Genomic DNA, 25,831 nt, shown 5'->3' with positions numbered 1-25,831 from the left:
AATTGCATTTAATATGCATTATACCTATGAAAACACGCATGCCAAGTTAGAATCCTTCATAATAAAGAGATAGCGGGAAATGCAATTTCCACTCCCGCTACAATTAACTAAGACTGATAGCAAATTGGTCGCAAAAATCTCAACATTGCATTTAACCCAACAGAAGTGCTGCGAACATCTGTGGAGCTTGGAAAAGGTCCACCATGGTTCATTGAGCCACATACTTCTACGCCGGTTGGCATTTGATTGTGTATTAAACGCCCTACTTTGTATTTCAGCTCTTCTATAACGTGTTCAGCTTTAGCTAAATCATCAGCGCTGTCATGCACACTTGCCGTAAGCTGCCCTTCAAGCGCTGCTACTAGTAAGCTTAACTGCTCCATGCTTTCATAACGAACCAATAAAGCGGCTGGGCCAAATACTTCTTCACGTAACATTGGAGTTGCTAAATAAGTATCAACATTACATGCAAATACGTGGGCATTACCATGAAAGTCTTCTGTGAGTTCCCCTTTAGCAATAAGCTCTACGTTTTCGAGCTCACTGCGCTGGCTAACTTGCTTTTTAAACGTCTTCACAATACCTGGGGTTAATAAAGTATCTGAGGCGGCTGCACTAATGCAGTTGGCTACCTCGGCTTCTAATTCATCACAGCCCGTTGGTACCAGCCATAAGCCAGGACTGGTACAAAATTGGCCATTACCCATTAGCATTGATTGGCAAAGAGCTTCACCCATAGCTTTACCTTCATTTTGCGCTTTATTGGGTAAAACTATTTGTGGGTTTATGCTACCTAGCTCACCATAAAATGGAATTGGTTCTTGGCGTTTCGCTATAGTAGCTTGCAGTAAGTTAGCCACATTAAACGACCCAGTAAAACCGACTGCTTTAATGGCCGGAGCTGCGACTAATTGATGCGAAATATCGTAAACATCACTTTGCAGCACTGAAAATACACCTAGCGGCATATCACATTCTTTAATCGCAGCAAGCGCTGCACGAGCCATTAGCTCCCCTGTGCCTGGATGCGCAGTATGATTTTTAACAACCACTGGGCAGCCTGCTGCAAGTGCGGCGGCGGTATCCCCTCCGAGTGTTGAAAATGCATACGGAAAATTAGACGCACCAAATACAGCTACAGGCCCAAGCGGTAAGTAATTAAGCTCTGTACGAGGTTTAGGTAGTGGCGAGCGATTACTATCAGCTTCATCAAGCAGCTTTAAACCTAGTGGTGAATCTGGGTTTTCACGCAGTGCACTGGCAAATGCTTTTAACTGATTAACCGTACGCATTCGCTCACCTTGTAAGCGTGCCATAGGTAAATTGGTTTCTTGCGCGGTTTGCGTTAGTAAATCATCGCCAAGTGCTAAAATTTGCTCTGCAATACACTCTAAAAAATCTGCACGCTGACTAAAACTCGTTTTTCTGTACTCGATAAAAGCATTATCAGCAGCATCAACTGCCGTATTTAACTGAGTACTCGTTACATTAAAGTAGCGTGTCGATAATGATTGATTTTTAGCCGGTGAAAAGGCTTGAAATTCACCTTGCTCAGCGCGACCTTGCCATTGTCCGGCAATTAGGCTTTGTCCTGTTAATGTCATGCTTTTCTCCTCGTTAAATTACTTGAAACCCATAGGCATATGGGTCGTCGTCATCTACTGTAATGGTGCTCGTTCCGGTTACCCGAGACCAGCCGCGAATGCTAGGTAAAATAGCAGTTTGACCTGCCACTTCAGACACCTGCTCTATACAGCCAATAAACTGGCTGCCAATATAACTTTCATGAATAAATGCATCGCCTTGCTGCAATAAGCCTTTACTAAACAACTGAGCCATGCGGGCGCTAGTGCCTGTTCCGCATGGTGAGCGGTCAATGGCTTTATCTCCATAAAAAACCGCATTAGCCGCATCTGAGTTGGAATTTTTGGGTGAGCCAGTCCATAACACATGGCTAGCACCTTGAACGGTAGAGTCGAGCGGATGGATACATTGTATTTTGGTATTAATAGCATCACGCACTAATGGGCTGTATTTGAGTAATTGCCCTGCACTAAAATGTTCAATACCTTTAAAGTTGCCCTGTGGTTCAACAATAATATAAAAGTTACCACCAAAGGCGATATCAACCTTTAATTCGCCCAACTCTGGAATATTGATACATATAGACTGATGCGCTAAATAAGCAGGCACATTGTAAATTTTAACCCACTGCACTTTACCACCAGTCATTTCATAATTGACCTGAACTCGTCCTGCTGGCGTATCCAGTTTTAAAGTACCGGGGGTTTTAGCATGTAGCAAACCATGCTCTAAGGCGAAGGTAACAATACCCATTGTACCATGACCACACATAGGTAAGCAGCCGGAAGTTTCTACAAATAAAATGGCTGCATCACCATCTTCGCTAGTAGGTGGGTATAAAAAACCGCCCGACATCATATCGTGACCTCTGGGCTCAAACATGAGCGCTTGACGGATCCAGTCATGGTTAGCTAAAAAGTCCTGGCGCTTTTCGCTCATGGTATTTCCCTGTAACAGAGGGTGGCCACTTGTTATAAGCCGCACAGGGTTACCGCAAGTATGGCCATCTATACAAAAAAATGTTCCTTTGCGCATCACTTAATCCAATTTAGGTTTATTTACATCAACACAATACGCTTTCGCAGTATCGTTAAGCGTTGATGAAGAAGTTTTTTCATTTACAACCAGTAGTTTAAAATCTGCTATAGCTTTTACTATAGCGCTGCCAACTAGTTGCCATGTAGAGCTAACTAACTCATCACTATTAAACTGAGCGGCCATTGCTGGGTTTATACCATGCCAATTGGTTTTCATTTGCCTATTCCGAACTGAATTTATGCTTGATATGATAAGTATATTGTATACAATAATCAATATCCTATTTTGATATTAAATTTATAGGTACACACCCTTAAAAGATTACAAATAACTAATTACACATAACCAATTGAAAGTTATAACTAAAAATGAGTTAGAAAGAGCTTGTAGAGTTTTTTCTTACTACTTGTCAGTAAATACAATATCGATTTATTTTTTAAAAAACGTATAGCGTTTTACTTTTATCATCAGGGGAAGGTAATTTTGACCAATACAAGAACTCAAAGAGTCGCCGTGATCGGTGCCGGTGTAATTGGTATTTGCACAGCTTTACAGTTACAACAAGCTGGCTTTGCAGTGACGCTATACGATGAAAATGGCCTAGCGCAAGGCTGTTCAAAAGGTAATGCTGGGCACTTTGCCACCGAACAGGTATTTCCTCTAGCGCAGGTAGCATTATTAAAAAAATTACCTGCTATGCTTTTTAACCCATTAGGACCATTGCGCATTGATTGGCGCTATGCAATAAAAGCTCTCCCTTGGTTTTGGCAGTTTATTAAAAATATGCCTACTGCCAGATTTATCGCACATACACACGCTCTCAAAGCCTTAAATGAACATGCAATTCATGCTTATGAAAGATTATTAGCAAACTATCAACTGGGCCACCTGCTTACTAAACAAGGTAGTTTACTTACCTTTGAAAAAACCCCATTGGTTGATGTGCTGCGCACCTTGGCTATGTATCAAGCGCAAGGAATTAAAGTAAAGCTACTTGATACAAAGCAAGTACATGCTCTAGAGCCCAGTTTATCCGACAAAATAAATCACGCTTTATTATTTGAAGACGTCGCTCATAGTATTGAACCACATTTTTTTTGTATCCAATTAGCGCAAAAGTTCAGTTTATTAAAAGGGCAATTTCGTCAACAGAAAGTAGTTGCTATCACGCCTAAAAGTGAAGGTTTTATGGTGAGTGATGAACAAGATAGTCTCAATTTCGATAAAGTCGTGATCGCAGCGGGTGCTTGGAGTGCCTCTCTCATCGAGCCGCTTGGATACACAGCACCTTTAGATACCGAGCGTGGTTACCACTGTATGGTTAATATTAACCATGGCCTAACACGGCCCGTAGCTTCTGCTGAACGGAGTCTTATCATGACCCCGATGAGTCAAGGGTTAAGAGTGGCAGGCACAGTGGAGTTTGCGGGTATAAATAGAAAGGCTAACAATAAACGTGCATTAGCTTTACTGCCCCATGCACAAGCGTTATTAGCTAGCCAGCCTCTTAGTGCCACGACTACATGGATGGGCTGTAGGCCATCATTGCCTGACTCATTACCTATAATAGGCCAAGCCCCCAATCACAATAACCTGTACTTTGCCTTTGGTCATCAGCATTTAGGGTTGACACAAGGAGCCATAACTGCCGAGTTAATTACAGATTTGTGTCTCAATAAAGCCCCCTCCATAAATTTAGAGCCATATTCTATAAACCGGTTTATGCGCTAATTCTTTAAAAATTATAATTAAACAAATACATAGGAGAACCTAATGATGACCAAAGGTATTAGTACTCAAACGAAAGAACAAGCACTTGCTAGTCTTTCCAATATGACTCGCGATTTAATTCCCATTCAAGCTGATGAGCATCTAGCCCGTATTGCCCGTGCTCAAGAGTATATGCAAGCCAATAATATTGATGCCATTTACTTAAATGCAGGGACTAACCTTACTTACTTTACGGGTATGCGCTGGTACGCAAGTGAGCGCATGGTCGGTGCTATTTTACCCGCTAAGGGCGAAGTGCATTACATAGCACCCGACTTTGAGATAGGCTCACTAAATGGATTTAAAGTAATAGATGGCCCTATTCACGGCTGGCTTGAGCATGAAAATCCATACCTATTATTTTTAAAAATACTAACCGAGTTAGGTATTTCCTTTAATGGTACTATCGGGATTGACGAAAGCGCGCAGTTTTTCATTTTCGATGGCATAAATAAAGCGCAAACAGGCTTAAACCTCGTTAATGCACAGCCTGTTACTGCTCATTGTCGCATGCATAAATCAGCAAACGAACTAAAGCTAATACAACGCGCGATGGATATGACCTTAAAAGTTCATCAGGCCACTGCCAGTATGCTATATGAGGGTATAAGCACGACTGAGGTAGAAGAATTTATTAAACAAGCCCACCAAAAAGTTGGCGCGCCAGGTAACTACTTTTGCATAGTTTTGTTTGGCCTCGCGACATCATTTCCTCATGGTGTCAAAGAACCACAGATTCTTAAAAAAGGAGATATGGTTTTAATTGATACTGGCTGTAAAGTACACGACTACTTATCAGATATTACACGCACTTACGTATTTGGTGAAGCTACGGACCGCCAACGACAGTTTTGGAATTATGAAAAAGCCGCACAAATGGCCGCTTTTGATGCAGCTCAAATAGGTCAAAGCTGTGAAAGTGTCGACCACGCTGCCCGCTCTTACTTAGCTGAGCAAGGCCTTGGACCTAAGTATCAAACTCCTGGCTGCCCACACCGTACCGGGCATGGCATAGGCTTAGACATCCATGAATGGCCTTATTTGGTCGGCGGTGACAAAACACCTCTAGCCGCTGGTATGTGCTTTAGTAATGAGCCAATGCTCGTTGTACCTGGTGAATTTGGTGTGCGTTTAGAGGATCACTTTTATATTACTGAAAATGGTCCAAAGTGGTTCACTGAACCCGCTCATAGCCTCGAAAACCCATTTGGGTTATAAGATAAATATACTCATTGCTGCACGGCGAATGCTTACCGTGCAGCTAATTAGTACTTGAAAGAACTAGAAAACGAATTAGTTTAACAAGTCCAAAGCTTTGAGTCTCTCTTTAGCTAAAAGATATCTTGCACAAACGTCATCAATTTGCTGTTGAGTTAATTTATTACCGAAGGTACGAAGTCCACCATCCTTATCGTCATGATGAATTCCAAATGCGCACTTAAGGTACTCCATAAGTAGCGGTTGAGCATCCAAGTAAGAGATGGAATTCATAGCCTGAGAAATTTTGTTAGCCTCAGCCCATTCCCCTTTATTTACATACTCCTGCATCGTCACACTCGCTTTTGGAAAGATACAACCTACACCTGTGATCCCGCCACATGCTCCTGCTAGTCCGGCATGCACAGTGACTGTGTCTACACCTGCCAAAATTTTAGCATCTTTGTTTTCTAACATTATCGTCTCAATGATTGAAACGTCTGACGTTGATATTTTTAGTGCAGTAACTTCTGGAAGCGCAGCAAGTTTTTTAAGAAGCTCTGTTGACAGTGCATGATAGCCCGCTGCATCAGGGTTATTATAAGGCATAATAGTGATCCCCGCCTCTTTTGCGGCTGTTGCACAAAGCGCATAATACGCATACATGTCTTCATCACTAGGTGCTTCTTTGGTTTTTGGCGGCATAACCATAACGGTATCTACGCCAACAGATGCTAGTTGCTTTACAATTTCAGCGATTTCTTCTTTCGTTTCTGCCGCTGCGCCACTGATCAGTGGGACACCATATTCTTTTGCAACATCAGAAAGAGCTTCAAGTAAAGAAAGACGCTGATCAACACTTAGATAACTATTTTCACCTAATGTGCCTGAGCCAACAAGCCCCCCCATTCTACTACCGCCTTTCCCTTGCACTTTTAAAATTTCTGCAGCGTATTTCTTTGTTGTATCAAAGTCTATTTCAAATGATCCTGATTCAGACTCTTTTAGCCATGTGAATACGGCCGGCATAACTGAAAAGCGCCAATCTGTGTTCGTTGTTTTCATCATATTTCCTGTTGCTTAAAGGTAACTCCTATAAATACTAACACAAATAGAATATTGTATACAATATTCTATTTGTGTTAGTTCTCTTGTAATTTGTGAAGCTTAAGCAGTGGTGATTAATTTATCCCTTAGTGTGATTAGTCTGGTGAACTGAATTAAATAGTGCCAATTATTGGCACCATTTACCTTGCTTTTGAGCAATTAGTAATAAATGTGCTGCGCTCCATGAAAAGTTAGGCGCTCCTTGTTGCTCACCATTAAGCGGATTATAATTCTCACGTATTGGCGCATTAGAAAGCAAACCATTGGCATGATTTAATAGCTTTTCACTTAATTGTTGAGCTTGTTTGCAATAACCGTAATGACTCATACCTACTAACCCAAAGTAAGCTTGATCAATCCATACTCGTCCACGCCAATAGATATCCGCACCGAAAGCCGGATTAGTCAGCGCAGCACTGCCAAGCGGAACGTAAGTATTAAACTCATTGTTATCAAGCATTGTTTTTACCACATCACTGGCCTGTTCCATACTCGCTACTTGATTAAACAACGGTGACCACCCTTCAGGACCTTTGCCTCTTTTTACTAAAGACCTCCCAGCGCAATCATTCGCTAAGGGGGTATCTGCTATTTCAATGTCGTAGTAGAAGCCTGTATTTTTATCAAACATGCACCGATTGATATAATCCCTTAACCGAGCGGCTTGCCTTAAAAAGTAACTTGCTTGGTGCGGTAACTTAAGCTGCTTCGCTATTTTACTTAAATAACGGTTATCAGCAGCCATATAAGAGGCTTGATCCACAGATTCTTGCAATAATGAATACCCAACTAATATACCTGTATCATTGCGATTTTCTGCAAAACCAACGTGCCAGTCACCACGAATCCCGCCGTTTTTTATATAACGATTTAACTGTTGATTATTTATAAAACCAAACACAGCAGCATCATCACGACCAGATTCCCAAGATGCGGCTGTTTGTGCCGGAACTTTAATTTCTAAGGTTGCTTCATCGCTTAGGTAAGTCCTATAGTTTTTTAAGCCACTTCTTGTTCGCCAACCTGCCGAGGTTTTTACATTAAATAATAACTTGCCGTCACGAGTATTATGAGCTTTATCAACAGTGGCACCATACTCTGGCACACCGTTTTTATTATGATCACGATTGCGTAGCCACCATTCACGATAAGCAACTAGTTTAGGGTATATGTGCGCGAGCCACTGAGTATCGCCTGTATTTTCAAACACCTGCCACACAGCCCAAGCTGCCAAGCTTGGCTTAGTATTACGCTCATTCCAATTTGTGCCGTCCCCACCGCGTTTTGCACTAAAATTATAGGCCACTAAGTCAGGTATAAATCCAGCATCCCATGGCCTGACAGCATCGTTTGGCGTTATTTGATGCTCAAACACAGCATTTAAATTTTGTTTAGCAAGCTCTGGATTAAATGTTACCAGTGCATATGCCTGCTTGTAGCTATCCCAAGGCCAAGTTTGATTACCTGAAAACCAGCGACCGGTCACGGCTGGACTAACGGTATCAAAACCTACTGCACCAGCTTTACTACGCCAATTTCCAATTAACGTTTCAACACTTTTTACTGCAAGTTTTTGTAGAGCTGGTTGCTTGTTACTAATTGGCTGTGTGGCTTTATTTATATACTCTTGCCACCGTAATTTACTAAGTGATAAATGATGTTCGGGTTGCTTTAAAATTTTATCAATAACCTCTTTTTCACGTACCGCTTCTTGATTATTTAATAAATATGAATAGCTTGTGTAGAATGTACGATTGTTTTTTATGTGCGTTGTGCTTGAGTAACTTAGGTCGTCATGACGTGTTCTAACCGCTAACGTTTTTTTAAGCAATAACTGTGAGCTCCCCGAAGTGAGTATGTGTCCATGCGCCCTTACTTTGCCAAAACTAATCGCAATACTATTGCTGGTGACTTGCCATCGGGGGTTTAATTTCGGATAAACCACAAATGGCGAACGCCCCGCTTTTTCGGTGCCATTGTTAGCACGTAAATGGTTTATAAGCTTTCCTGTGAAATGTAATGTAACAGGCTCTGTGGTTTTAATCTGTGTTTTAACTAATGAAGTGCGATTTGTCACAAAGCGCAAAGTAAGCGTTATGTTTACCCCATCACCGCTTAGCTCTTGCACTAACGCGCCGGGTTCACTGTAAGCCCGCATTGCTAGCTTCACTTTATTGGCCTCGTCAATTTTCTGGCCTTTATAAACAGTCAGCTTTTCTAGATAAGGCGCTATAAAATTTAAATACTCCTCAGTAACAATAGCAGGCCCGGTGAACGCACCGACGTTTTCATCTGTTGGTAGCAAATGTCCATGCCACGCGCCTAGATCAAAAAGAGGGCTAAAACGTTGGTGGCCGCCTTGCTCAAAGTCCTGCATATAATATGGGCTTCCGGTTCTATCTATTAAGTTTTTATAATCAACCACCTCACTAGCAGCAGCCTCACAATGACTGATTAAAAGCACGGTGATTAAAATAAACAGATTTTTAAAAATCATTTATTTAACCCTTTTGTATCGCGCTAATAAATAAAAACCAAATCCGGTAACTAGTGCAATGCCTGCAAATAATAGCCACATGATTTCGGGGGATTTTATCTCTTTGACTAGGTAACCATAACTCCACCCAGACAAAAATCCAGCAAATAAAAAGCCTAATGCCATAGATACAAAGTAATAACCCATAAACATAGCAGCACTGCCTGTTGGAGCTATGCTCGCTACATACTCTTGGCTTTTTGGAGAGGTGAGCATTTCACCAAAAGCAATTAATAATATAACCGTTACCACTACTAAACCGCCCAATTGGCTTAGTAATACCCCCGCGCTCATTAATAACAACACTAAAAAAGCACCTGCAGTGACAATTAAACCGCTTATTAGGACAGATATAACTTTAAAATGCTGGCATTTAACACTTACTATTATTTGTAACAGAACAATAGCTGCAAAATCTAAATTAATCAGGTATTCAGGGTTTACCTGTCGGTATTTAAGCCACTGCTGCGCCACTTGCATACTTTGCTCAGCTGAAAAGTTAGAAGCACTAGCTTGTTTAAAAAATAACGCTATTTCAGCAACAGGAACATTGACTTTTAGGTGGACTAACTCTAGACGCACTGCCTCTAAATTTACCTCTTTGACTGGTGTTAGACTTTGAGTAGCAGCCAGTGTTTGCAGTTTGTTACTTAAAGCTTGAATATCAACATAAGCAAAAAAATCCACTGCTGATTGACCAAAGTAACTCAAGAGTGCAACTAAATCTTGAGTATCAATATAGTCACGTATAAACAGAGGTAGAGTATAAAAAAGTTGGTTATATACCGTCCAAAACCCCGTTAATATTGCTAAATATAGTGCAAAACTACGATTGCTAACCCTCACCGGTTGTAGATACCATTTAGACGCTTTTTGCACGCTTACGCACTTATCCCATAACCAGTTCGCAGCTAACCAAATCGTAATTAGTGAAAAAGCTTGAGTGTATGTTAACCAGCTAACTCCCCCCGTCATTAAAATAATTACACTGGTAAACAGTAATAATGCGAAACGGCTGTTACCCAAAACATGTTGAGCTTGCTGTAAAACCGCTGCCGCACCTATGCTGCTACGTAGTTTACTGCTTGACTCACGGTAAAAAAGCAATGGAATAAAATTAATAACAATCCAAGATGCCGACATAATAAATACCGCATCCCAACTAATAGTCCTTAAATACCCAGCCACTAACGGGCCAATGAAGCCCCCCAAATTAACCATAGTGTAAAAAATACCAAAGCCTAATCCTCGGTTACTGTCGTTAGTATTTTGACTAATAGTGCCTACTACCACAGGTTTAAAGCAGGATGCACCAAAAGCGACTAACATTAAAATCATAAAGAACGAATTAAAATCAGTCACTTGACCTAAGAAGTAATAGCTTGGCGCCATCACAACAAATGAGCATGTAAACATTTTTTTATAGCCATAGCGATCGGCAAAAGCCCCAGTGATCACAGGTAATAAGTATAAAAAAAACGGAATTATCCCCTGTACGGCGCCTCGCTCTGCATCACTAAATCCGACCCCCCCTTGCTCAATGGGTGTGGTCATATACACCGACGATACTGCAAAAAAGCCATACCAAGCTAAACGCTCAAAAATTTCCATGGTATTAGCCAAGTAGAAACCTAACCCAAAGCTACGCCAAGTTTGTTTATTTTTACCAGTTTCCTGCTGTGCTGCTGATTGTAATTGCTGGTTATTATTCATAGTTTACTTTTTCAATTAAACGCAGTATTTTATATTGCATACAATATACAAACAAAGCAACTAAAATGACAAAAATTATATCTCTCACATTATTAACTTTACTACTCACTGCCTGTCAGCCCACGCCTAATACTAGTGCGAATAATAAACCTGATATCGGCAACATAAAAAGCGGCCCAAGTAAAATGCAAGCAAACATTACCGTCCAGGGCTATACCAGCACACTCAATAATATCGATATTGAGTTTTTAGGAAAAACAATTCCATATACATACAGCGATGGCAAAATAGGAAATAGTCGGGGCTACAACTGGTGGGTAAGTAAGCACTTTGCGCTAAAAAGTGATCTACCCAAAGAGAAGGTCACGCTATACTTAGAGCTACTTGAAATGGCATATCCACATTATGTTGCTTTATTTGGCATGGCTCCCCCAAATATTGAGCGCCAACGCATTGCAGTTGTTTATGGTAGTAGTCGCTCCCGTGTACGAGAAGCCATGCTTGATGATGGTTTTTTACGTGGAGTACATAAAACGGCCGGTGGTGAAACTATGTTTTATAACCGTGCCGGATATAATTTCCCCAGCCACCGTGAGCACCATCAGCGTTATATAGTTATTCACGAAACCATGCATGCTTTTCATATGGCATTAAACGGCCATTCAACGTGGGCACCTAATTGGATCACCGAAGGTTTAGCTGATTCGATTGCTCACCATGTTTATGATCCTAAGCAAAAACAACTCACCGTCATGGTATTTGATCGCGCCCCAATGAATTACATTGAAACCGGTTTAAAACAATATTACAGCGCAAATAAACCTACAATTGAAGAAATAAATGACGATCCAGCACTAAAACGTGGACTTAATTTTTTTATAATTCATTACCTTTTAAGCTCTCCTGAACGGGCACAGTACTTTGCTCACTTTATTGAAGAGCTAAGACTGGCGAACCCACACAGCGAAGCCACACTTTCAACAGCTAACTCACTGCTTAAAAGTACTTTTAAAAATTGGTCGGAAATAGAACAAGGTTTTGCTGATTTTGTAGAAAATATCCAACCTAGTTTCCATATTGTATCAGGGCCTTGGGAGCAAGACGGCAACGCTTACTGGCTGCGTAATACTCAATCAACGGCGTTATCACGATTAGATATTAATCCCCCCTCTGCTGCCAACCACCCAGTCATGGACTTTCCAGCGCCAAAACCTAGTTCACTCATTGATGTAGCAAATAAAAACCAAGTGGCCGCGCTAATCGAGTTCGAAGCTGCTCAATTACATCGAGGAAAAATTGGCATAGCATTACAAGGAAAGCGTAACCAAAAAAACCAAAAATATCGCCGTACTTTTGTTGGTGAAGAGCAGGCTAGTGATGATCAATTGCTGATGCTGGTTGTTGAAGATAGCAGTCACTTAATTATAAATGTACAAAACTACGATAACTTTAAAACAAAGCAAATAGCCCTGACACCTGAGATAAAAGATGCATTAATTGCAGATAAGAAACTTGCAATAAACCTAACGCTCGAGCAAGCACAGTTACGCGTTAACTTACACGCTCAACGTGGTAGTAAGAAAGTAACCCAGCAGTTTTCTATTCCCCTGAATAAGCAAATGATTGCAACACTTAACAGCGAAAAGATCAGCTTGTTAGGTCAAAATAACAATCATAAAATCACCCCGTACTTATTTAACCCTACCCCTTCTCGCTTGTTGCCTATCACAGCAGAGAATGCGCTTACAAACCCTTGGCTTTTTAAAAATTATGATCTACTAAACCGAGTTTTTAAAACCTGTCAGCAACACGAGGGGTTTATACCACAATGCGATCTTGAGTTGAGTAATATTTTAGCAAAATTACCCTCTATAGAGCTGCATGATGAAGCCAGTTCTGAACTAGAGGCCTTAGAAAGTCAATATATAGCCACATTAAATAATGCTGGTTTTAGTACACTTTCCGGGGTTAAATCTGATATTTATTATCACCAACAGAAGCCTTTTTTAAGAGTGGTCAATCCAACTGATTCCCCTTTAGAAATTACTGCACAAGTATCACTCATAGATAGCGCTGATAAGCCAAGCAAAACTCATCAGCTAAAACGCAACTTGACTTCAGGAACACATAATATCTCACTGCCAACAGAAATAAATGCTGATAAGATTACTATTGCGCAAACTCTCAAATGGAAGTCGTTAACGCACCAAACTACGCTCTCAAAGCGAGTAACCCCGTTTAATGGCGTTGAGTTTAATGTAGTAAAAACGAAAGAGCATGGAGACCATTGGTTAGTAGCGTTTAATTTATCTGGTCCTTATTCTGGAGAAACAACTGGGGACATTATTCTAACCTCGACATCATTCGAGCAAGCCACTCCCTCAAAATCTCAACAGAAAAGTGTTGATTTAGCACCTTATGAACAAAAAACATACACCTTCAAAGTAACAAAAACTGACAAACCACAACAGATTTCTGTAAAGGCCATTTTAAATGTTGATGGTGAGCCTATTCGCCTTATTCAAGAGCTAACTTTGTCCTAAGCTTAACAATAGGACAAACGCCACTTTCGCAAGAAAGTGGCTTTAATCTTCTCTTTAGATAACCATTATTTAGTCCAGCGTTAACTGAGTTGCTTCCTTTCTCTTCATACTCAGCCACCTATGCCCTAATTTAATTACCTTTCAATACACTCATCAATATTGAAGTTGTCAGCTTTATCGACACTTTTCCAACGTAAGTACAATTGAATGTTTATTTATCAACTTTACATCCAAGTAGATCCTGTTGATGGTTTGACGAAAGAAATAAGGTCTGAAGTTAATCTATGTTTCAACCAAGAAAACAAAGTCATTAAATATTTAGGATGAGAAGTATGTCTAGAAAGGACAAAGCTGTAGATATGCGTAAATGTAAATACACCCTAAACTAAAGATAAACTTGTATAATGTAAAAGTAACGAAATTAACAGCTCTAAAAATTAAAATAGTTCTAAGTTGGTCACACTCAGGTCACCATTTTTGATATGTTAGTAGATACTATCAATAAAGGAAAGGGACCAAATGGCGCTCTCGGCAGGGATCGAACCTGCAACTTAGCCTCCGGAGGGCCACGTGATATCCATTTCACCACGAGAGCACATTTGTTGCCGCCACATCAACTCGCGATATCAATGCTTTAGCATGCGCAATAATAAAGGCATCTTTGTATAAATGCCAGCATGATTCGTTTACATGTCTATAATTTAAACTAATCACTTCACAAAAGGTAAAAAAAGCGCTATTTGTTTATATTCTATAAAAAAACAGTAACGCTTTAGACACATATTATCTATTATTGTCACTGAACGGAAAGATTAAACACGAGGAAGTAATTATGAAGTTAATGTCAACAGAGCAAGTTGCTGAATTTTTAGGTGTAAAAGCAGAGCGCGTTAAACGCCTTGCTCGAGAAAGCCTATTAATCGCTAAATCAGAAGATGATAACGGCGAAATGCAATTTGACGCTGATGAAGTAGCAAAATACAAAGAGCTTGCGGAACGCTTTGGCGGACTTTAACCCTCCATTAAAGCAATAAGCTCATCCAGTTGCGCGCGCAATACAACAACCTGATTGTTTATAGCGCGTTGCTCATACCAACCTATACATAACAGTAAGTAAACTAACTGATAGCAATTGAGTTTATGCATAGATAAATAAAATTGTTCTGATAGGGTGTGCGTTTTGTAATTGTTAAGCAGAGCCTGCTTGCCTGAAGCATCTAATTTAAAACTAACCGCTAACGCAGCAAGATCAAAATACACATCATTTGTTTGAGCATACTCAAAATCGATTAAATAAACGCCTTGCGGGTTTACCACGATATTTTCTTTGACTAAGTCGTTATGGCAAAAGCCGCTATCTACGGGCATGTTGGCTATGCTTTTTAATGTCTTGTTTATGAGCTTTTCATACTGTTTAAACACTAATAAATGCTGATAGGCTTGCAATTCCAAAGCTATATTCATTGCCTCATTATTAGTTGTATACGCATGAAGCTTAACAAGTTTAGTCAGTAGCGGCATCGCCAAATAAGACTGCGCGACGTCGCCATCAATATAGTTAAAAGCTGCGCGCTTATTTTGCTTATCAAGCCAGATGGGAGCAGAGCAAACTTGTTGTTTACTGAGCTCATACTGGGCATGTAACCCTACTTGTGGCCAATACGATTTATAACACTTTAATAAATAAGCTTGGCTGTCAGTACGGATCAAAAAGTTATCGTTGCTTAAACCGTTAACCAAATACTCTGTTGAGGTTATTGTGCTCGGTACTAAAAACGCGCTACAAATATTAACTAACTGAGAATGCTGATTCATAGATTAAAGTTGCGCCATGGGCTTGGCTTGGCTTTGCTCATATTCTTCGTACCACGTTTTAAATCCCCATGCTGCCATAACGGTATAAAATACAAATAAAACAAGGGTTGGGTAATAGCCTTTTTCATAGTACAAATACATAGAGGCCGCATCAATGACTATCCAATAGAGCCAATTTTCTAGTACTTTTTTAGCTACCAGATACGTAGTAACCACAGCAAAGCAAGTTGTGAAACTATCAAGATACGCAAAATCTGCATGCGTATAGTTTTGCATTACATAGCCAATTGCTAATGACACTAATGTAGTCAGTACAATTAAAATAATATGTCGGTTTACCGGCCAGGATGTAATTAGTCGCTGCGCTTGATTAGCCTTGCCTTTGCGCCACACGACCCAACCAAACACCGCCATATACATATAATAAAAGTTTAGTAACGACTCCATTAGCAGCGCGCCATTCCAATACATAATGGTATAAATAAGCGTACTAAAAAAAGCCGCAGGCCAGCACCATAAGTTCTCTTTAATGGCCAGTAATAAATACGCCATCGACAAAGCAACCGCAATATATTCCCAATGCGACATAGCAGTAAAACCACTGAGTATTTGCGTTACAAAATCCATCATTATAAAACGACCGTGTTTGTTAAGAGGTTATTCGGGAGATAAATCGCCCGAAATAAATTTACACACAAATATAGCTTTACCAAATTGCTCATATGAATGTTTAATTTCTGTGCTGATCACTTGCATAACTAGATCATAATCACCAAATATTTGGGTCGACATCGTATTAGTGATCACTTTGAGTTCTTCGTAGGCATTAACTCTGTCGATAAAGCCTTTAATAAAAGGAATGTAATCTTGGTGGAGCGGGTATTTACTGATCTCTACTGATAACTTCATTTCAAACTCACCTTTTTAATTATTTGATTTCAACTAATCATTCAACGCAACTTAAATACAGTGTAAAATTACACTAACACTCAACTTAAATGAGCTCATTATGGCACGCAGAATTACCTACACTTTTAAAAATCAACCGCGCGAAATTAACTTCGCCAAAGATAAATACCACGATATGTATCAGGCTATTGCGGCTGCCGAAGGTATCGATTTAACTAACTACTTAAACATGGTACGCCAAATTGAAATGACCTCTAAAGGGTCATCGGCTGTGCGTAACTTTCGTGATCAAGAATTTGCTCGCATGGGCTTTAGCGATATTTACTTTATAAAAGAGTAACGATACCGATTAAGTGAGCATCACGATCATTCTAGCAATGCAAACTTAATGGGTATTTTTAAAATAAATATTAGCGCTGGTACTCATAACTTACGCGCGGTGTAATATTACACAATAACTCGTAAGATATAGTATCAGCACATTGTGCAATTTCTTCTACCGGCAACTCAGGGCCCCACATTACTACCTCATCGCCGACTTTGATGCCATCAGCATTTTCACCAATATCAACACTGATCATATCCATAGAGATGTTGCCAGCAATACCATAACGTTTGCCAGCAATCACTACTGGGGTACCATGTTTAGCATGACGCGGATAACCATCACCATAGCCCATAGCAACCACTGCAAGCTTAGTTGGCTGAGCACTTTGCCAACTACCACCATAACCAACACCTTGCGCAGCATCAACATCGCGAATTGCAATGACCTTAGTGGTTAAACGCATCACCGGCTTAAGCTGATGATCTTTGCCTGAAGTGTTAAGCATTGGTGATACACCATACATCATCAAGCCTGGACGCACCCACTCGCCATGACCGGCAGGCCAAGCAATAATACCGGCCGAATTTGCTAAACAATGTGCTTGTTGTTTGCCTTGCACTAATGAATCAAACAAAGCAATTTGCTCAGCTGTTTTGGGATCATTAACATCATCGGCACTAGAAAAGTGCGTCATTAAATTGATTGTATCTTTAGCGTTATTAGTTGCTTGCAAGCGCTGATAAAAATCATTCAATTGCGTCGGTGCAACCCCTAAACGATGCATACCCGTATTGATTTTTAACCAGCAACTGATTGGTGCATCGAGCTTTGCATTTTCAAGTGCTCTGAGCTGGTTTTCATCATGGATTATGGTTTGAAAGTTATTGGCTAATAAAATCGGCAAGTCATCTTGATGGAAAAAACCTTCCAACAACACAATAGGCTTGGTCAGCCCGCCTGCTCGCAGTGCGAGCGCTTCATCTATTCGTGCCACTGCAAATGCGTCGGCATCATTAAGGTGCTGCGCTATTTTTACTAAACCATGGCCATAAGCATTGGCTTTTAATACCGCCATAACTTTACTGTTAGGCGCAAACTGTCGCACTTGCGCTAAATTATGAGCAAGTGCTTGTAAGTTAATTTCGGCAATAGCTAAGCGCATTAGTAATCATCATCTACAGCAGGCCCCGCGTAATTATCAAAGCGAGAGAATTGACCTTGGAAGGTTAGGCGCACTTTACCAATCGGACCGTTACGCTGTTTACCGATGATAATTTCTGCAACACCTTTATCAGTACTGTCTTCGTTGTATACTTCGTCACGATAAATAAACATGATTAAATCGGCATCTTGCTCAATAGAGCCCGACTCACGCAAATCTGAGTTAATTGGGCGTTTATCAGCACGTTGCTCTAGGGTACGGTTAAGCTGCGATAGTGCAACAACCGGACACTGTAATTCTTTTGCTAATGCTTTAAGTGAACGTGAAATTTCGGCAATTTCTAAGGTACGATTATCTGACAAGCTAGGTACGCGCATTAATTGTAGGTAATCGACCATGATCATACTAATACCACCATGATCGCGGGCAATACGACGTGCACGTGAACGTACATCAGTGGGTGTTAAGCCTGAGGCGTCATCAACATACATTTTGCCTTTTTCCATGAGTAACCCCATGGTTGATGAAAGGCGCGCCCAGTCATCGTCATCTAGCTGACCAGTACGTACTTTGGTTTGGTTAATTCGGCCAAGGGACGCCAGCATCCTCATCATAATTTGTTCAGAGGGCATCTCTAGTGAGTAGATAAGTACAGGCTTGTCTTGGGTCATTGCTGCATGCTCAGCAAGGTTCATTGCAAAGGTAGTTTTACCCATCGATGGACGTGCTGCCACAATAATTAAATCTGAGGGCTGCAGACCAGTCGTCATTTTATCTAAATCAGCGTAACCTGTGCTTACACCGGTAACACCATCTTGTGGTGACTGATAAAGCTCTTCTATTTTATCAACGGTTTTTTCAAGTATGTTGTGAATGCTTTGCGGGCCATCACTACTTTTTGTACGTTGCTCAGCAATTTTAAATACTTTGCTCTCAGCAAAGTCGAGTAAATCGTGACTTGTGCGCCCTTCTGGGTTAAAGCCTGCCTCAGCAATTTCATTGGCAACACCAATCATTTCACGCACAACTGCACGTTCGCGTACAATGCTAGCGTAAGCATCAATATTAGCAGCACTTGGGGTGTTTTTAGCTATTTCGGCTAAATACGCAAAGCCACCAATCCCTGAAAGCTGATTATTTTTTTCTAAACTTTCAGAAATAGTAATTAAATCAATCGGATCGCCAATTTCAGCCAGTGCTGTCATTGCCTCAAAAATAAGCTTATGGGTACGGGTATAAAAGTCCTGTGACACAACAAGTTCAGCTACGCGATCAAATGCTTGATTATCAAGCATTAAACCACCTAAAACAGATTGTTCAGCTTCTATTGAATGGGGAGGAACTTTAAGAGTGTCGACTTGCTTATCTGGTTTGGCCATAACTTCACAGTACTAAAATTGAATGGCTCTATTCTATCGACTTGGCGGGGCTGTGCAAATAGCAAAGCAGGAAATCTTTCCTGCTTTTTGTAACTTAAAATAAAATGGATGATTATTGACGCTTAAGTCCAATCGTCCCACTTATGGTATTCATTTCTACACTGGCATCGGTGCCATTAGTATTAAACTTAATTCCACTTGCTGGGCCATATTTGGCTTTTTGCACTTGGTCGCTCGTTAGCTGGTTGTCAATTTTACCGCCGGCATGGGCTTGCACTTCAAATTGTGCCGATAAATCAGCTGGAAAGTAAAACTCAGCATTGCCACTTACAGATTCAAAACTTACATCAGCATCACTTAAAAGGCGATTAATACGCACTTCAACTTCGCCATTTACAGTGCTTATTTGTAACTCTTTGATTGCATCGAAGGTAAGATTGATATCACCGTTTACGTTTTCTAAGCGAATATCATTGGCAGTCGAGTTTGATTTTATATTCCCATTAACCGCATTAAAACGAACTTCTCCGTTAGATTGCTGATCATCAATTGCGCCATTTACAGTTTCAAATTGCACTTTACCACTGAGGTTTTTTGCGTTGATGTCACCGTTAACACTAGTAAGCTTAATATCGCCGTTAAGATCATTTACTGTAATGGCGCCATTGACTACATCAATTTCAGTGCCTCTTTTTAACTCTTTTGCAGTTACTGAAGCGTTAACCCCAACATACTCCAGCGCACTGCTTTGCGGCATGAAAATAGTTAGCGTTGAGCCATTATTGTTATTATCCCAGTTTGAAAGATCAGGCATTTTTACAATAAACTGAGTTTTATTACCTTGTGTTTTAAGAGTGTAGCCTTGTGCTTTATCATCAAGCTCGCCGCTCACTTTAAATTGATTTTTCTCCCAGCCCATAATATTTACATTGCCGCGCTGATTTTCTATATGAATAACGCCACCGTTTGGTACTTCAATTTGTTGTTCTATTTTTTCACCGGCAAATACAGCCATTGGTAATAAAGCGATTCCAAGTATTATTGCTTTCATTTATTTCTCCTAGATTTGTTGCCAACGCGGTGCATGCACCTTGTTAATTAAGTCGAGTTGTTGTTGATATACTTGCGCTAACATAGACAGTAGCGCCTTATTTTGTGGTTCATTTTCAAGTGTTTGCTTTATAGCCTGCTCAGCATCTTCAAGTTCTTGTAGCTGCACTTGCCAGTTATCTGTTAGTGCAGCTTGGCTTTGGTATTGAACAAGTAAACTTTGTTTTTGCTTAGTAAAAAAATCACTCATCGCCACAGCGGTATTTGTCTCTGGAGATGTAAAAAACACCATAGTGCTAACCAAAGCAGCCACACAACATGCCGCAATAGCAGTTAGCTTCGGCCAAACGACACTCTTAACTGTACTTGCCTGCTTATTAGTCATTATGGCGCGCTCAATCCCATCCCAGAGCTCTTTATCGGGTGTTATATTTTTATTTAATTGTGTTAGCGACTCATTTAAGTAGTCATCAAAATTTGTTTTACTCATTTTCGTACCACTGTTTTAATAATTGCCTTGCACGATGATATTGCGCCTTACTTGAGCCTACAGCCATGCCTAGCAAGGTTGCTATTTCTTCATGCCTATAACCTTCAACGGCATACAGTACAAATACCATTCTTGCGCGCTCAGGCAGCCTAACGATTAATTTATCTAAGCCATTTAAGCCATTGCAGTCATTTGCAGATTGCTCATCCATACCGCTTTGTTCAAAGCTAATAACTTTATTAAGCCAATGTTTTTGCTTACGCACATAGCTAATAGCAATATTACTGGTGACACTGTAAAGCCAGGTAGAAAATTGCGAACGCCCATCAAATTGCGCTATTTTGTGCCATACCTGTACAAATACTTCTTGGGTTGCATCTTGCGCATGCCCCTCATCGGCTATTAGCCTCAGGCATAAGCCATAAACTTTTGCTTTATGCATGTCATAGAGCGCTTTATAGGCTAACTGGTCGCCGTTTTTAACTTGATCAATAAGCATTTGCTGCACTTGATCAGTTATTGGCTGATTAGCGTCCATTAACATCGCAAATTTTTCCTGTTTATAATTATGTAATTGCAATTTAACTTATTAGACGCGAGGAGAAATAGAAAGGTTTAAATGAAATAAAATTTTTTTTGAAAATAAAGGTTTAACTTAGAAAAGTGTTTGATTTAATCCACAACAAACAATTTATTACTTTGGGTTATAAATTTTAGATACAAAAAAACCGTGCAAAGCACGGTTTTTTTTAACTTAATTTTAAAAATTAAGCTTCAGCAATAACGATTACTTTAATAGTAGCTGTTACGTCTGAGTGTACTGCGATTGCAACGTCAAATTCGCCAGTCTCACGGATAGTACCTAGAGGTAAACGAACTTCTGATTTAGCAACTTCAACACCAACAGCTGAGATAGCGTCAGCGATGTCACGAGTACCGATTGAACCGAATAATTTACCTTCGTCACCAGCTTTAGATACTAATGTAACTTCTGCTAATGCTTCAAGTTTGTCAGCGCGTGCTTGTGCTGCAGTTAACTGTTCAGCGATTTTTGCTTCTAGTTCTGCGCGACGTGCGTCAAACGTTTCAATGTTTGCTTTAGTTGCAGGAACTGCCTTACCTTGTGGGAAAAGGAAGTTACGTGCGAAGCCAGATTTAACAACAACCTGGTCACCTAGGCCACCTAGGTTAGCGATCTTATCTAGTAGAATAACTTGCATGTTTCTACACCTTTTAAAAACGTGTTAATCCGCTGCTTACTTATGTAAGTCAGTGTATGGAAGAAGGGCTAAGTAGCGAGCACGCTTAATAGCAGTTGCTAGCTGGCGCTGGTATTTAGCGCTAGTACCTGTGATACGGCTAGGTACGATTTTGCCACTTTCTGTAACATAGTTTCTAAGAGTAGCTAGATCTTTGTAATCGATTTGTTGTACGCCTTCCGCTTTAAAGCGGCAGAACTTACGACGTCTGAAATAACGTGCCATGAGATTAATTCCTCAAATAATTCTTTCTATATGCTGAGCATGCAAAACCAATTGGCTAAGGCCGTTACGACCTTCGTGGCGATTTAAAAAACCACTCACTTGCAATGCCTGCCCAACGTGCAAATGTTGAGTCTGTTGTTGCATTTGCTTACCACTGGCAACTACCTGAAGCCTCACATAACTATTACGGTTAAGATCTGCTTCAACTTGCATTGATTTATGTTCTACAACAAAAATACAATGCGGTATGCCCGCGGGGCTTTGGCTAAACTTGGGTGTTTTACAAACAACCCCCGATATAACCAGCTGATTCGTATATGGGCTAACCATTATAGTAACTGCTGACTACGTGCCATGCTAGGACTCAAAACAATTAAGCAGCTGGTGCTTCTTTCTTCTCTTCTCTTACAAGAGGAGACGCTTCAGTTACAGCGTTTTTAGTACGCATAACTAAGTTACGAAGCACTGCATCGTTGTAGCGGAAAGTAGTTTCTAGCTCGCTGATTACTTCAGTTGGTGCTTCAACGTTCATAAGAACATAATGAGCTTTATGAAGCTTGTTGATTGGGTAAGCCAGTTGACGACGGCCCCAGTCTTCAAGACGGTGGATAGTACCACCTGCTTCAGTGATAGAACCAGTATAACGTTCGATCATACCAGATACTTGCTCACTCTGATCAGGGTGAACCATGAATACGATTTCGTAATGACGCATGGATATTCCTTACGGTTAATAGAGCCTTCTACCGTTTCGGCCGGTCGGTTTAAGGCAAGGAATTAATAGTTTAAAAGCCGAAATGAGCGCGCATTTTACGCTTAGTAGGATAATTAAGCAAGCAGGTTTTTAAGCTTTAATAGATAAGCGTTAAAGGGTTCGGGGTTCGGGGTTCGGGGTTCGGGGTTCGGGGTTCGGGGTTCGGGGTTCGGGGTTCGGGGTTGATACGACCCCGATAAAGTAGACACGGGTTTTTAATTCATTAACTCGTATTGCATGGGACTCACATTTCCTAGCGTGCCATGCATTCTTACTGAGTTGTAGTAGTTTTCGATATAAAAGCGACTTTGTACTGTCATTTCACTACGACTCAGTTCATTTAAATTGTTCATCCATTCTTTTTTATACTGGGCAAAAAAGCTTTCTGAGCAGGCATTATCCCAGCAATTCCCTTTTCTCGACATGCTAATTGTTACCTGTCGGTTGTTCAACCACGATATTGTTTCTTTTGCACGATACTGGCTGCCTTGGTCTGAGTGAAATAATAAGCGACTTCCATCAGGTTTACGTGCATCCCATGTTTTTTTTAACGCTCTAATCACCAAGTCTGCGCTGTTAACTCGACTTGTTGCCCAACCAACGACTTTGCGTGAGTATAAATCTAAAATTACACATAAATACTGCCAACCCTCTCTGCAACGAACTTGCGTTATGTCTGACACCCATACCGTATTGGGTTCATCAACACTAAACTCACGACCCAATAAGTTTTCTGCAGTGATATGCCCCTGCTTTTTTCCGCTACCGGTATATCGGCGTTTACCCGCGGCTGAGCGGTAACCCATACTCTGCAGTAATCGCTGCACACGGCCTTTACTACACTCATACCCATTATCTATAGCGGCTTTCCACAACTTTCTGTAGCCCGGAATACAGTGCTCATCACTACTTACTTTTTTCAAAAACTCAAGCAATGAGTCGTTTTCTGACGCACGTTGACTTAATGATTGCTTTAGCCATTTATAATATCCAGCTTTTGATACTGACAACCATGTGCATAATTTTTTTATCGTTTTCTTAGCTGTCGCAGCTTGGTGAATATACTCAAATCTTATTCTTTTCGGCTGTCCAAGTAGGCCTTCGCCTTTTTTAACACATCGTTCTCCAACTGCGCATCTTCCAATTGCTTTTCAAGCTTACGCACTTGGCGCTCCAAATCTTTATATGACTTATCAGGGCCTTGGTTTTTAATTGGGTTAGATGTACTTTTTGACGTCATTTTTCGTCTCCATTTAGATAATAAGACAGGGTTAATGCCCAGCCGATGAGCTATTACATTAACAGTATCTGGAGAGTCTAACGATTGTTCAACTGCTTTTGTTTTAAATTCAATTGAATGACTACGCCTAGTTTTGATTTTCATAACACTTATTCCTTAAATAAGTGTCCACTTTTATAGAGTCGTATCAGGTTCGGGGTTCGGGGTTCGGGGTTCGGGGTTCGGGGTTCGGGGTTCGGGAAGAGATTATTGGATGCTCCCTTTATATCAATAAGTAAAATCAAGATAAGTGTTTAATATTTACGAGGTAGACGCCGAGCTTGAAAAGCATAGCTTTAAATTATTTAAGCTCTACATTTGCTTCTAAAATATAAACATTTACTCAAACCTAAAGCCGTGCAATTATTGAGCAACACATTATTTAATAAGGATATTTATGAAGCTTTTACTATCGCTTGTGTTAATACTTACTTTTAGTACACCTATTTTAAGCTATGCAGACACCGCTACAACCGACATAACCGTGGGTAAAAAGGTCATTCTACAATCAAAAATACTTAACGAAGACAGACCTATCAGAATATTCATACCTGACAATGTAAAAGACGATCAGCCGCTCTATGTTATTTATTTACTTGATGGTATTGAGCACTTTCATACGGCGTCTGGCGTTATAAAATCCCTCATTGATTACGAGCAGATACCTAATGCAATGCTTGTTGCTATTGATACAACCAACCGCGTTCGTGATTACTTACCTAAAGTACAAGGTGAGCCTAAAACGGAGTTTCAAACCTTTGTTAAAAATAAATGGCCTGACGCAGGGCAAACCGATAATTTTTTAAAGTTTGTGTCTGATGAGCTCATGCCCTATATAAATAGCAACTACCCAACTAATGGTTACAACACCTTAATTGGTCATTCTAATGCTGGTACATTAGCGCTTTATACTTTAGTTAATCAACCGGCACTATTTAACAACTACATCGCTATAAGCCCAAATAGTTGGTGGAGTGATGAAGAGTTAAAAAGTAATATTATTAAATACACTAAAAACCCCAAAGGCGCTCAAGCGTTATTTATTAGTGTTGCAAGTGAAGGCGCACGCTTTTATACCGGCGTATTAAATACTTTAGTAAATTTAGAGCAACAAATGCCCACGCAGCTAAAATGGAAATATAAGCATTATCCCACTTTTACTCATATGGGCACCATACTTCCAGCACTTAGCGATAGCCTAATTCACTTATTTAGCGACCTAATATTTAAAGTGACTGACGAGCACGGAAAATTTGCGGATGTATCATTGATTACCGGTTACTACCAAGCACTTAGTGATAAGTACGGATTTGAGCTTAAAATTCCACAAGATGTGTACGTAGAATTTGCCCACAGCCAACAAGAGTTTGGTAACACTAAAAAAGCTATTTCAACACTAAAACACTTTACTAACGATTACCCTAATGCTGCTTACTCTCACATGCGATTATCGCAAGGCTACACGGCTAATAAACAGTTCAAAGAGGCATTCACTAGTATGAAACACGCACTAGAACTTGCTAAACAGAACTCGCGTGACCCATTGTTAGTTGATGCACTACAAGATATGGTGAATGAAGCAAAAGAGAATTTGTAGCTCATTAATTTAAAGCATTACGAGCTTCGCTTGTCGTGTCAGCAAGCTGTACGCATACACTAAAGAAAGCATTAGCCTATAAAAAAACCGATGCTT

At 40.3% G+C, this 25,831-nt stretch carries 25 protein-coding genes and 1 tRNA gene; 6 read left to right on the top strand and 20 right to left on the bottom strand.

Annotated elements, in window-relative coordinates; genetic code table 11:
* Positions 1 to 107 precede the first annotated feature (107 nt).
* From ABZP26_RS03405 to ABZP26_RS03395, 3 genes are read right to left on the bottom strand one after another with little or no spacing between them, the layout of a single operon-like run.
* Entirely contained in the window at positions 108 to 1,604 is a 1,497-nt protein-coding gene (locus ABZP26_RS03405) for an aldehyde dehydrogenase (NADP(+)) (RefSeq protein WP_368485371.1), read from the bottom strand.
* 13 nt (positions 1,605 to 1,617) lie between these two features.
* On the bottom strand, positions 1,618 to 2,619 hold the full coding sequence (locus tag ABZP26_RS03400) for a 4-hydroxyproline epimerase (RefSeq protein WP_010557844.1): 1,002 nt from the start codon (positions 2,617 to 2,619) through the stop codon (positions 1,618 to 1,620).
* A gap of 3 nt (positions 2,620 to 2,622) precedes the next feature.
* Positions 2,623 to 2,838 (bottom strand): hypothetical protein, encoded by a 216-nt coding sequence (locus ABZP26_RS03395; protein ID WP_010557845.1) that lies wholly within the window; start codon positions 2,836 to 2,838, stop codon positions 2,623 to 2,625.
* A 267-nt stretch (positions 2,839 to 3,105) separates the two neighbouring features.
* Here ABZP26_RS03395 and ABZP26_RS03390 point away from each other — a divergent pair, with 267 nt between their 5' ends.
* Both ABZP26_RS03390 and ABZP26_RS03385 read left to right on the top strand, forming a co-directional pair.
* Positions 3,106 to 4,353, top strand: a complete 1,248-nt coding sequence (locus tag ABZP26_RS03390; RefSeq protein WP_368485370.1) for an NAD(P)/FAD-dependent oxidoreductase — start codon at positions 3,106 to 3,108, stop codon at positions 4,351 to 4,353.
* Between the two features lie 42 nt (positions 4,354 to 4,395).
* Complete coding sequence (locus ABZP26_RS03385; RefSeq protein WP_368485369.1) at positions 4,396 to 5,610, top strand: M24 family metallopeptidase; 1,215 nt, start codon at positions 4,396 to 4,398, stop codon at positions 5,608 to 5,610.
* A 75-nt stretch (positions 5,611 to 5,685) separates the two neighbouring features.
* Here the strand turns inward: ABZP26_RS03385 and ABZP26_RS03380 are convergent, their stop codons facing one another.
* The 3 genes from ABZP26_RS03380 to ABZP26_RS03370 all read right to left on the bottom strand — a co-directional run bounded on the left by ABZP26_RS03380 (position 5,686) and on the right by ABZP26_RS03370 (position 10,945).
* Positions 5,686 to 6,654 carry a dihydrodipicolinate synthase family protein gene (locus ABZP26_RS03380; RefSeq protein ID WP_368485609.1) on the bottom strand — a complete coding sequence of 323 codons (969 nt, stop codon included), beginning with the start codon at positions 6,652 to 6,654 and terminating at the stop codon, positions 5,686 to 5,688.
* 169 nt (positions 6,655 to 6,823) lie between these two features.
* Positions 6,824 to 9,193 (bottom strand): alpha-glucosidase, encoded by a 2,370-nt coding sequence (gene ygjK, locus ABZP26_RS03375; RefSeq protein WP_368485368.1) that lies wholly within the window; start codon positions 9,191 to 9,193, stop codon positions 6,824 to 6,826.
* Positions 9,194 to 10,945 carry an MFS transporter gene (locus tag ABZP26_RS03370; protein ID WP_368485367.1) on the bottom strand — a complete coding sequence of 584 codons (1,752 nt, stop codon included), beginning with the start codon at positions 10,943 to 10,945 and terminating at the stop codon, positions 9,194 to 9,196. It abuts the gene before it with no gap.
* 65 nt (positions 10,946 to 11,010) lie between these two features.
* Here ABZP26_RS03370 and ABZP26_RS03365 point away from each other — a divergent pair, with 65 nt between their 5' ends.
* Positions 11,011 to 13,488 (top strand): hypothetical protein, encoded by a 2,478-nt coding sequence (locus ABZP26_RS03365; protein WP_368485366.1) that lies wholly within the window; start codon positions 11,011 to 11,013, stop codon positions 13,486 to 13,488.
* Positions 13,489 to 14,008: 520 nt separating this feature from the next.
* On the opposite strand, the gene ABZP26_RS03360 is transcribed toward ABZP26_RS03365, so the two are convergent.
* A tRNA-Arg gene (locus ABZP26_RS03360) sits at positions 14,009 to 14,083 on the bottom strand.
* Between the two features lie 237 nt (positions 14,084 to 14,320).
* Between ABZP26_RS03360 and ABZP26_RS03355 the strand changes: the two genes are divergently transcribed.
* Positions 14,321 to 14,503, top strand: coding sequence for a hypothetical protein (locus ABZP26_RS03355; RefSeq protein WP_008110377.1), 183 nt, complete (start codon positions 14,321 to 14,323; stop codon positions 14,501 to 14,503).
* Here ABZP26_RS03355 and ABZP26_RS03350 read toward each other — a convergent pair.
* Genes ABZP26_RS03350 through ABZP26_RS03340 form a run of 3 tightly spaced genes read right to left on the bottom strand, consistent with a single transcriptional unit; the run spans position 14,500 to position 16,212 of the window.
* Positions 14,500 to 15,303, bottom strand: coding sequence for a phosphotransferase family protein (locus ABZP26_RS03350; RefSeq protein ID WP_028834365.1), 804 nt, complete (start codon positions 15,301 to 15,303; stop codon positions 14,500 to 14,502). The two genes, ABZP26_RS03355 and ABZP26_RS03350, sit on opposite strands and share 4 nt — an antisense overlap.
* A 3-nt stretch (positions 15,304 to 15,306) precedes the next feature.
* Positions 15,307 to 15,930 carry a nicotinamide riboside transporter PnuC gene (gene pnuC / locus ABZP26_RS03345; protein WP_013464158.1) on the bottom strand — a complete coding sequence of 208 codons (624 nt, stop codon included), beginning with the start codon at positions 15,928 to 15,930 and terminating at the stop codon, positions 15,307 to 15,309.
* Positions 15,931 to 15,960: 30 nt separating this feature from the next.
* Positions 15,961 to 16,212: a hypothetical protein gene (locus ABZP26_RS03340; RefSeq protein WP_008110382.1), complete on the bottom strand. Its 252-nt coding sequence runs from the start codon at positions 16,210 to 16,212 to the stop codon at positions 15,961 to 15,963.
* A 100-nt stretch (positions 16,213 to 16,312) separates the two neighbouring features.
* Between ABZP26_RS03340 and ABZP26_RS03335 the strand changes: the two genes are divergently transcribed.
* Positions 16,313 to 16,552 (top strand): DUF2960 domain-containing protein, encoded by a 240-nt coding sequence (locus tag ABZP26_RS03335; RefSeq protein ID WP_004588463.1) that lies wholly within the window; start codon positions 16,313 to 16,315, stop codon positions 16,550 to 16,552.
* Between the two features lie 70 nt (positions 16,553 to 16,622).
* Here the strand turns inward: ABZP26_RS03335 and alr are convergent, their stop codons facing one another.
* The 10 genes from alr to ABZP26_RS03285 form a co-directional block, all read right to left on the bottom strand.
* Positions 16,623 to 17,702, bottom strand: coding sequence for an alanine racemase (gene alr, locus ABZP26_RS03330; RefSeq protein WP_016900131.1), 1,080 nt, complete (start codon positions 17,700 to 17,702; stop codon positions 16,623 to 16,625).
* The gene (dnaB, locus tag ABZP26_RS03325; protein ID WP_016900130.1) at positions 17,702 to 19,081 is read right to left on the bottom strand and encodes a replicative DNA helicase; all 1,380 of its coding nucleotides are present in this window, start codon (positions 19,079 to 19,081) and stop codon (positions 17,702 to 17,704) included. Before dnaB ends, alr begins: the two co-directional genes overlap by 1 nt.
* A 112-nt stretch (positions 19,082 to 19,193) precedes the next feature.
* The gene (locus ABZP26_RS03320) at positions 19,194 to 20,132 is read right to left on the bottom strand and encodes a DUF4097 family beta strand repeat-containing protein (protein WP_024601519.1); all 939 of its coding nucleotides are present in this window, start codon (positions 20,130 to 20,132) and stop codon (positions 19,194 to 19,196) included.
* A 9-nt stretch (positions 20,133 to 20,141) separates the two neighbouring features.
* A complete protein-coding gene (locus ABZP26_RS03315; protein WP_016900128.1) occupies positions 20,142 to 20,621 on the bottom strand; it encodes a hypothetical protein in 480 nt (159 codons plus the stop codon).
* Complete coding sequence (locus ABZP26_RS03310) at positions 20,614 to 21,165, bottom strand: RNA polymerase sigma factor (RefSeq protein ID WP_016900127.1); 552 nt, start codon at positions 21,163 to 21,165, stop codon at positions 20,614 to 20,616. Before ABZP26_RS03310 ends, ABZP26_RS03315 begins: the two co-directional genes overlap by 8 nt.
* Positions 21,166 to 21,388: 223 nt before the next feature.
* A complete protein-coding gene (gene rplI / locus ABZP26_RS03305; protein ID WP_008110407.1) occupies positions 21,389 to 21,841 on the bottom strand; it encodes a 50S ribosomal protein L9 in 453 nt (150 codons plus the stop codon).
* 36 nt (positions 21,842 to 21,877) lie between these two features.
* Positions 21,878 to 22,105, bottom strand: a complete 228-nt coding sequence (rpsR, locus tag ABZP26_RS03300; protein WP_002962753.1) for a 30S ribosomal protein S18 — start codon at positions 22,103 to 22,105, stop codon at positions 21,878 to 21,880.
* Positions 22,106 to 22,117: 12 nt separating this feature from the next.
* The gene (priB, locus tag ABZP26_RS03295) at positions 22,118 to 22,435 is read right to left on the bottom strand and encodes a primosomal replication protein N (RefSeq protein ID WP_008466122.1); all 318 of its coding nucleotides are present in this window, start codon (positions 22,433 to 22,435) and stop codon (positions 22,118 to 22,120) included.
* A 43-nt stretch (positions 22,436 to 22,478) separates the two neighbouring features.
* Positions 22,479 to 22,820, bottom strand: a complete 342-nt coding sequence (rpsF, locus tag ABZP26_RS03290; RefSeq protein ID WP_008110420.1) for a 30S ribosomal protein S6 — start codon at positions 22,818 to 22,820, stop codon at positions 22,479 to 22,481.
* A 254-nt stretch (positions 22,821 to 23,074) separates the two neighbouring features.
* Positions 23,075 to 24,243, bottom strand: a protein-coding gene (locus ABZP26_RS03285; RefSeq protein ID WP_128860809.1) for an IS3 family transposase whose coding sequence is annotated in 2 segments (ribosomal slippage) — positions 23,075 to 23,973 and positions 23,973 to 24,243 — 1,170 coding nt in all. Because the reading frame shifts where the segments join, the coding sequence is not laid out codon by codon here.
* Between the two features lie 292 nt (positions 24,244 to 24,535).
* Between ABZP26_RS03285 and ABZP26_RS03280 the strand changes: the two genes are divergently transcribed.
* Positions 24,536 to 25,735: an alpha/beta hydrolase-fold protein gene (locus ABZP26_RS03280; protein WP_128583171.1), complete on the top strand. Its 1,200-nt coding sequence runs from the start codon at positions 24,536 to 24,538 to the stop codon at positions 25,733 to 25,735.
* The last annotated feature ends 96 nt before the right edge of the window (positions 25,736 to 25,831 follow it).

This window comes from Pseudoalteromonas sp. SD03, assembly GCF_040937955.1.
Classification (GTDB): Bacteria; Pseudomonadota; Gammaproteobacteria; order Enterobacterales; family Alteromonadaceae; genus Pseudoalteromonas; species Pseudoalteromonas tetraodonis.
The sequence above is the reverse complement of the archived record's forward strand: the minus strand, read 5'-3'. Positions and strand labels throughout refer to the sequence as shown.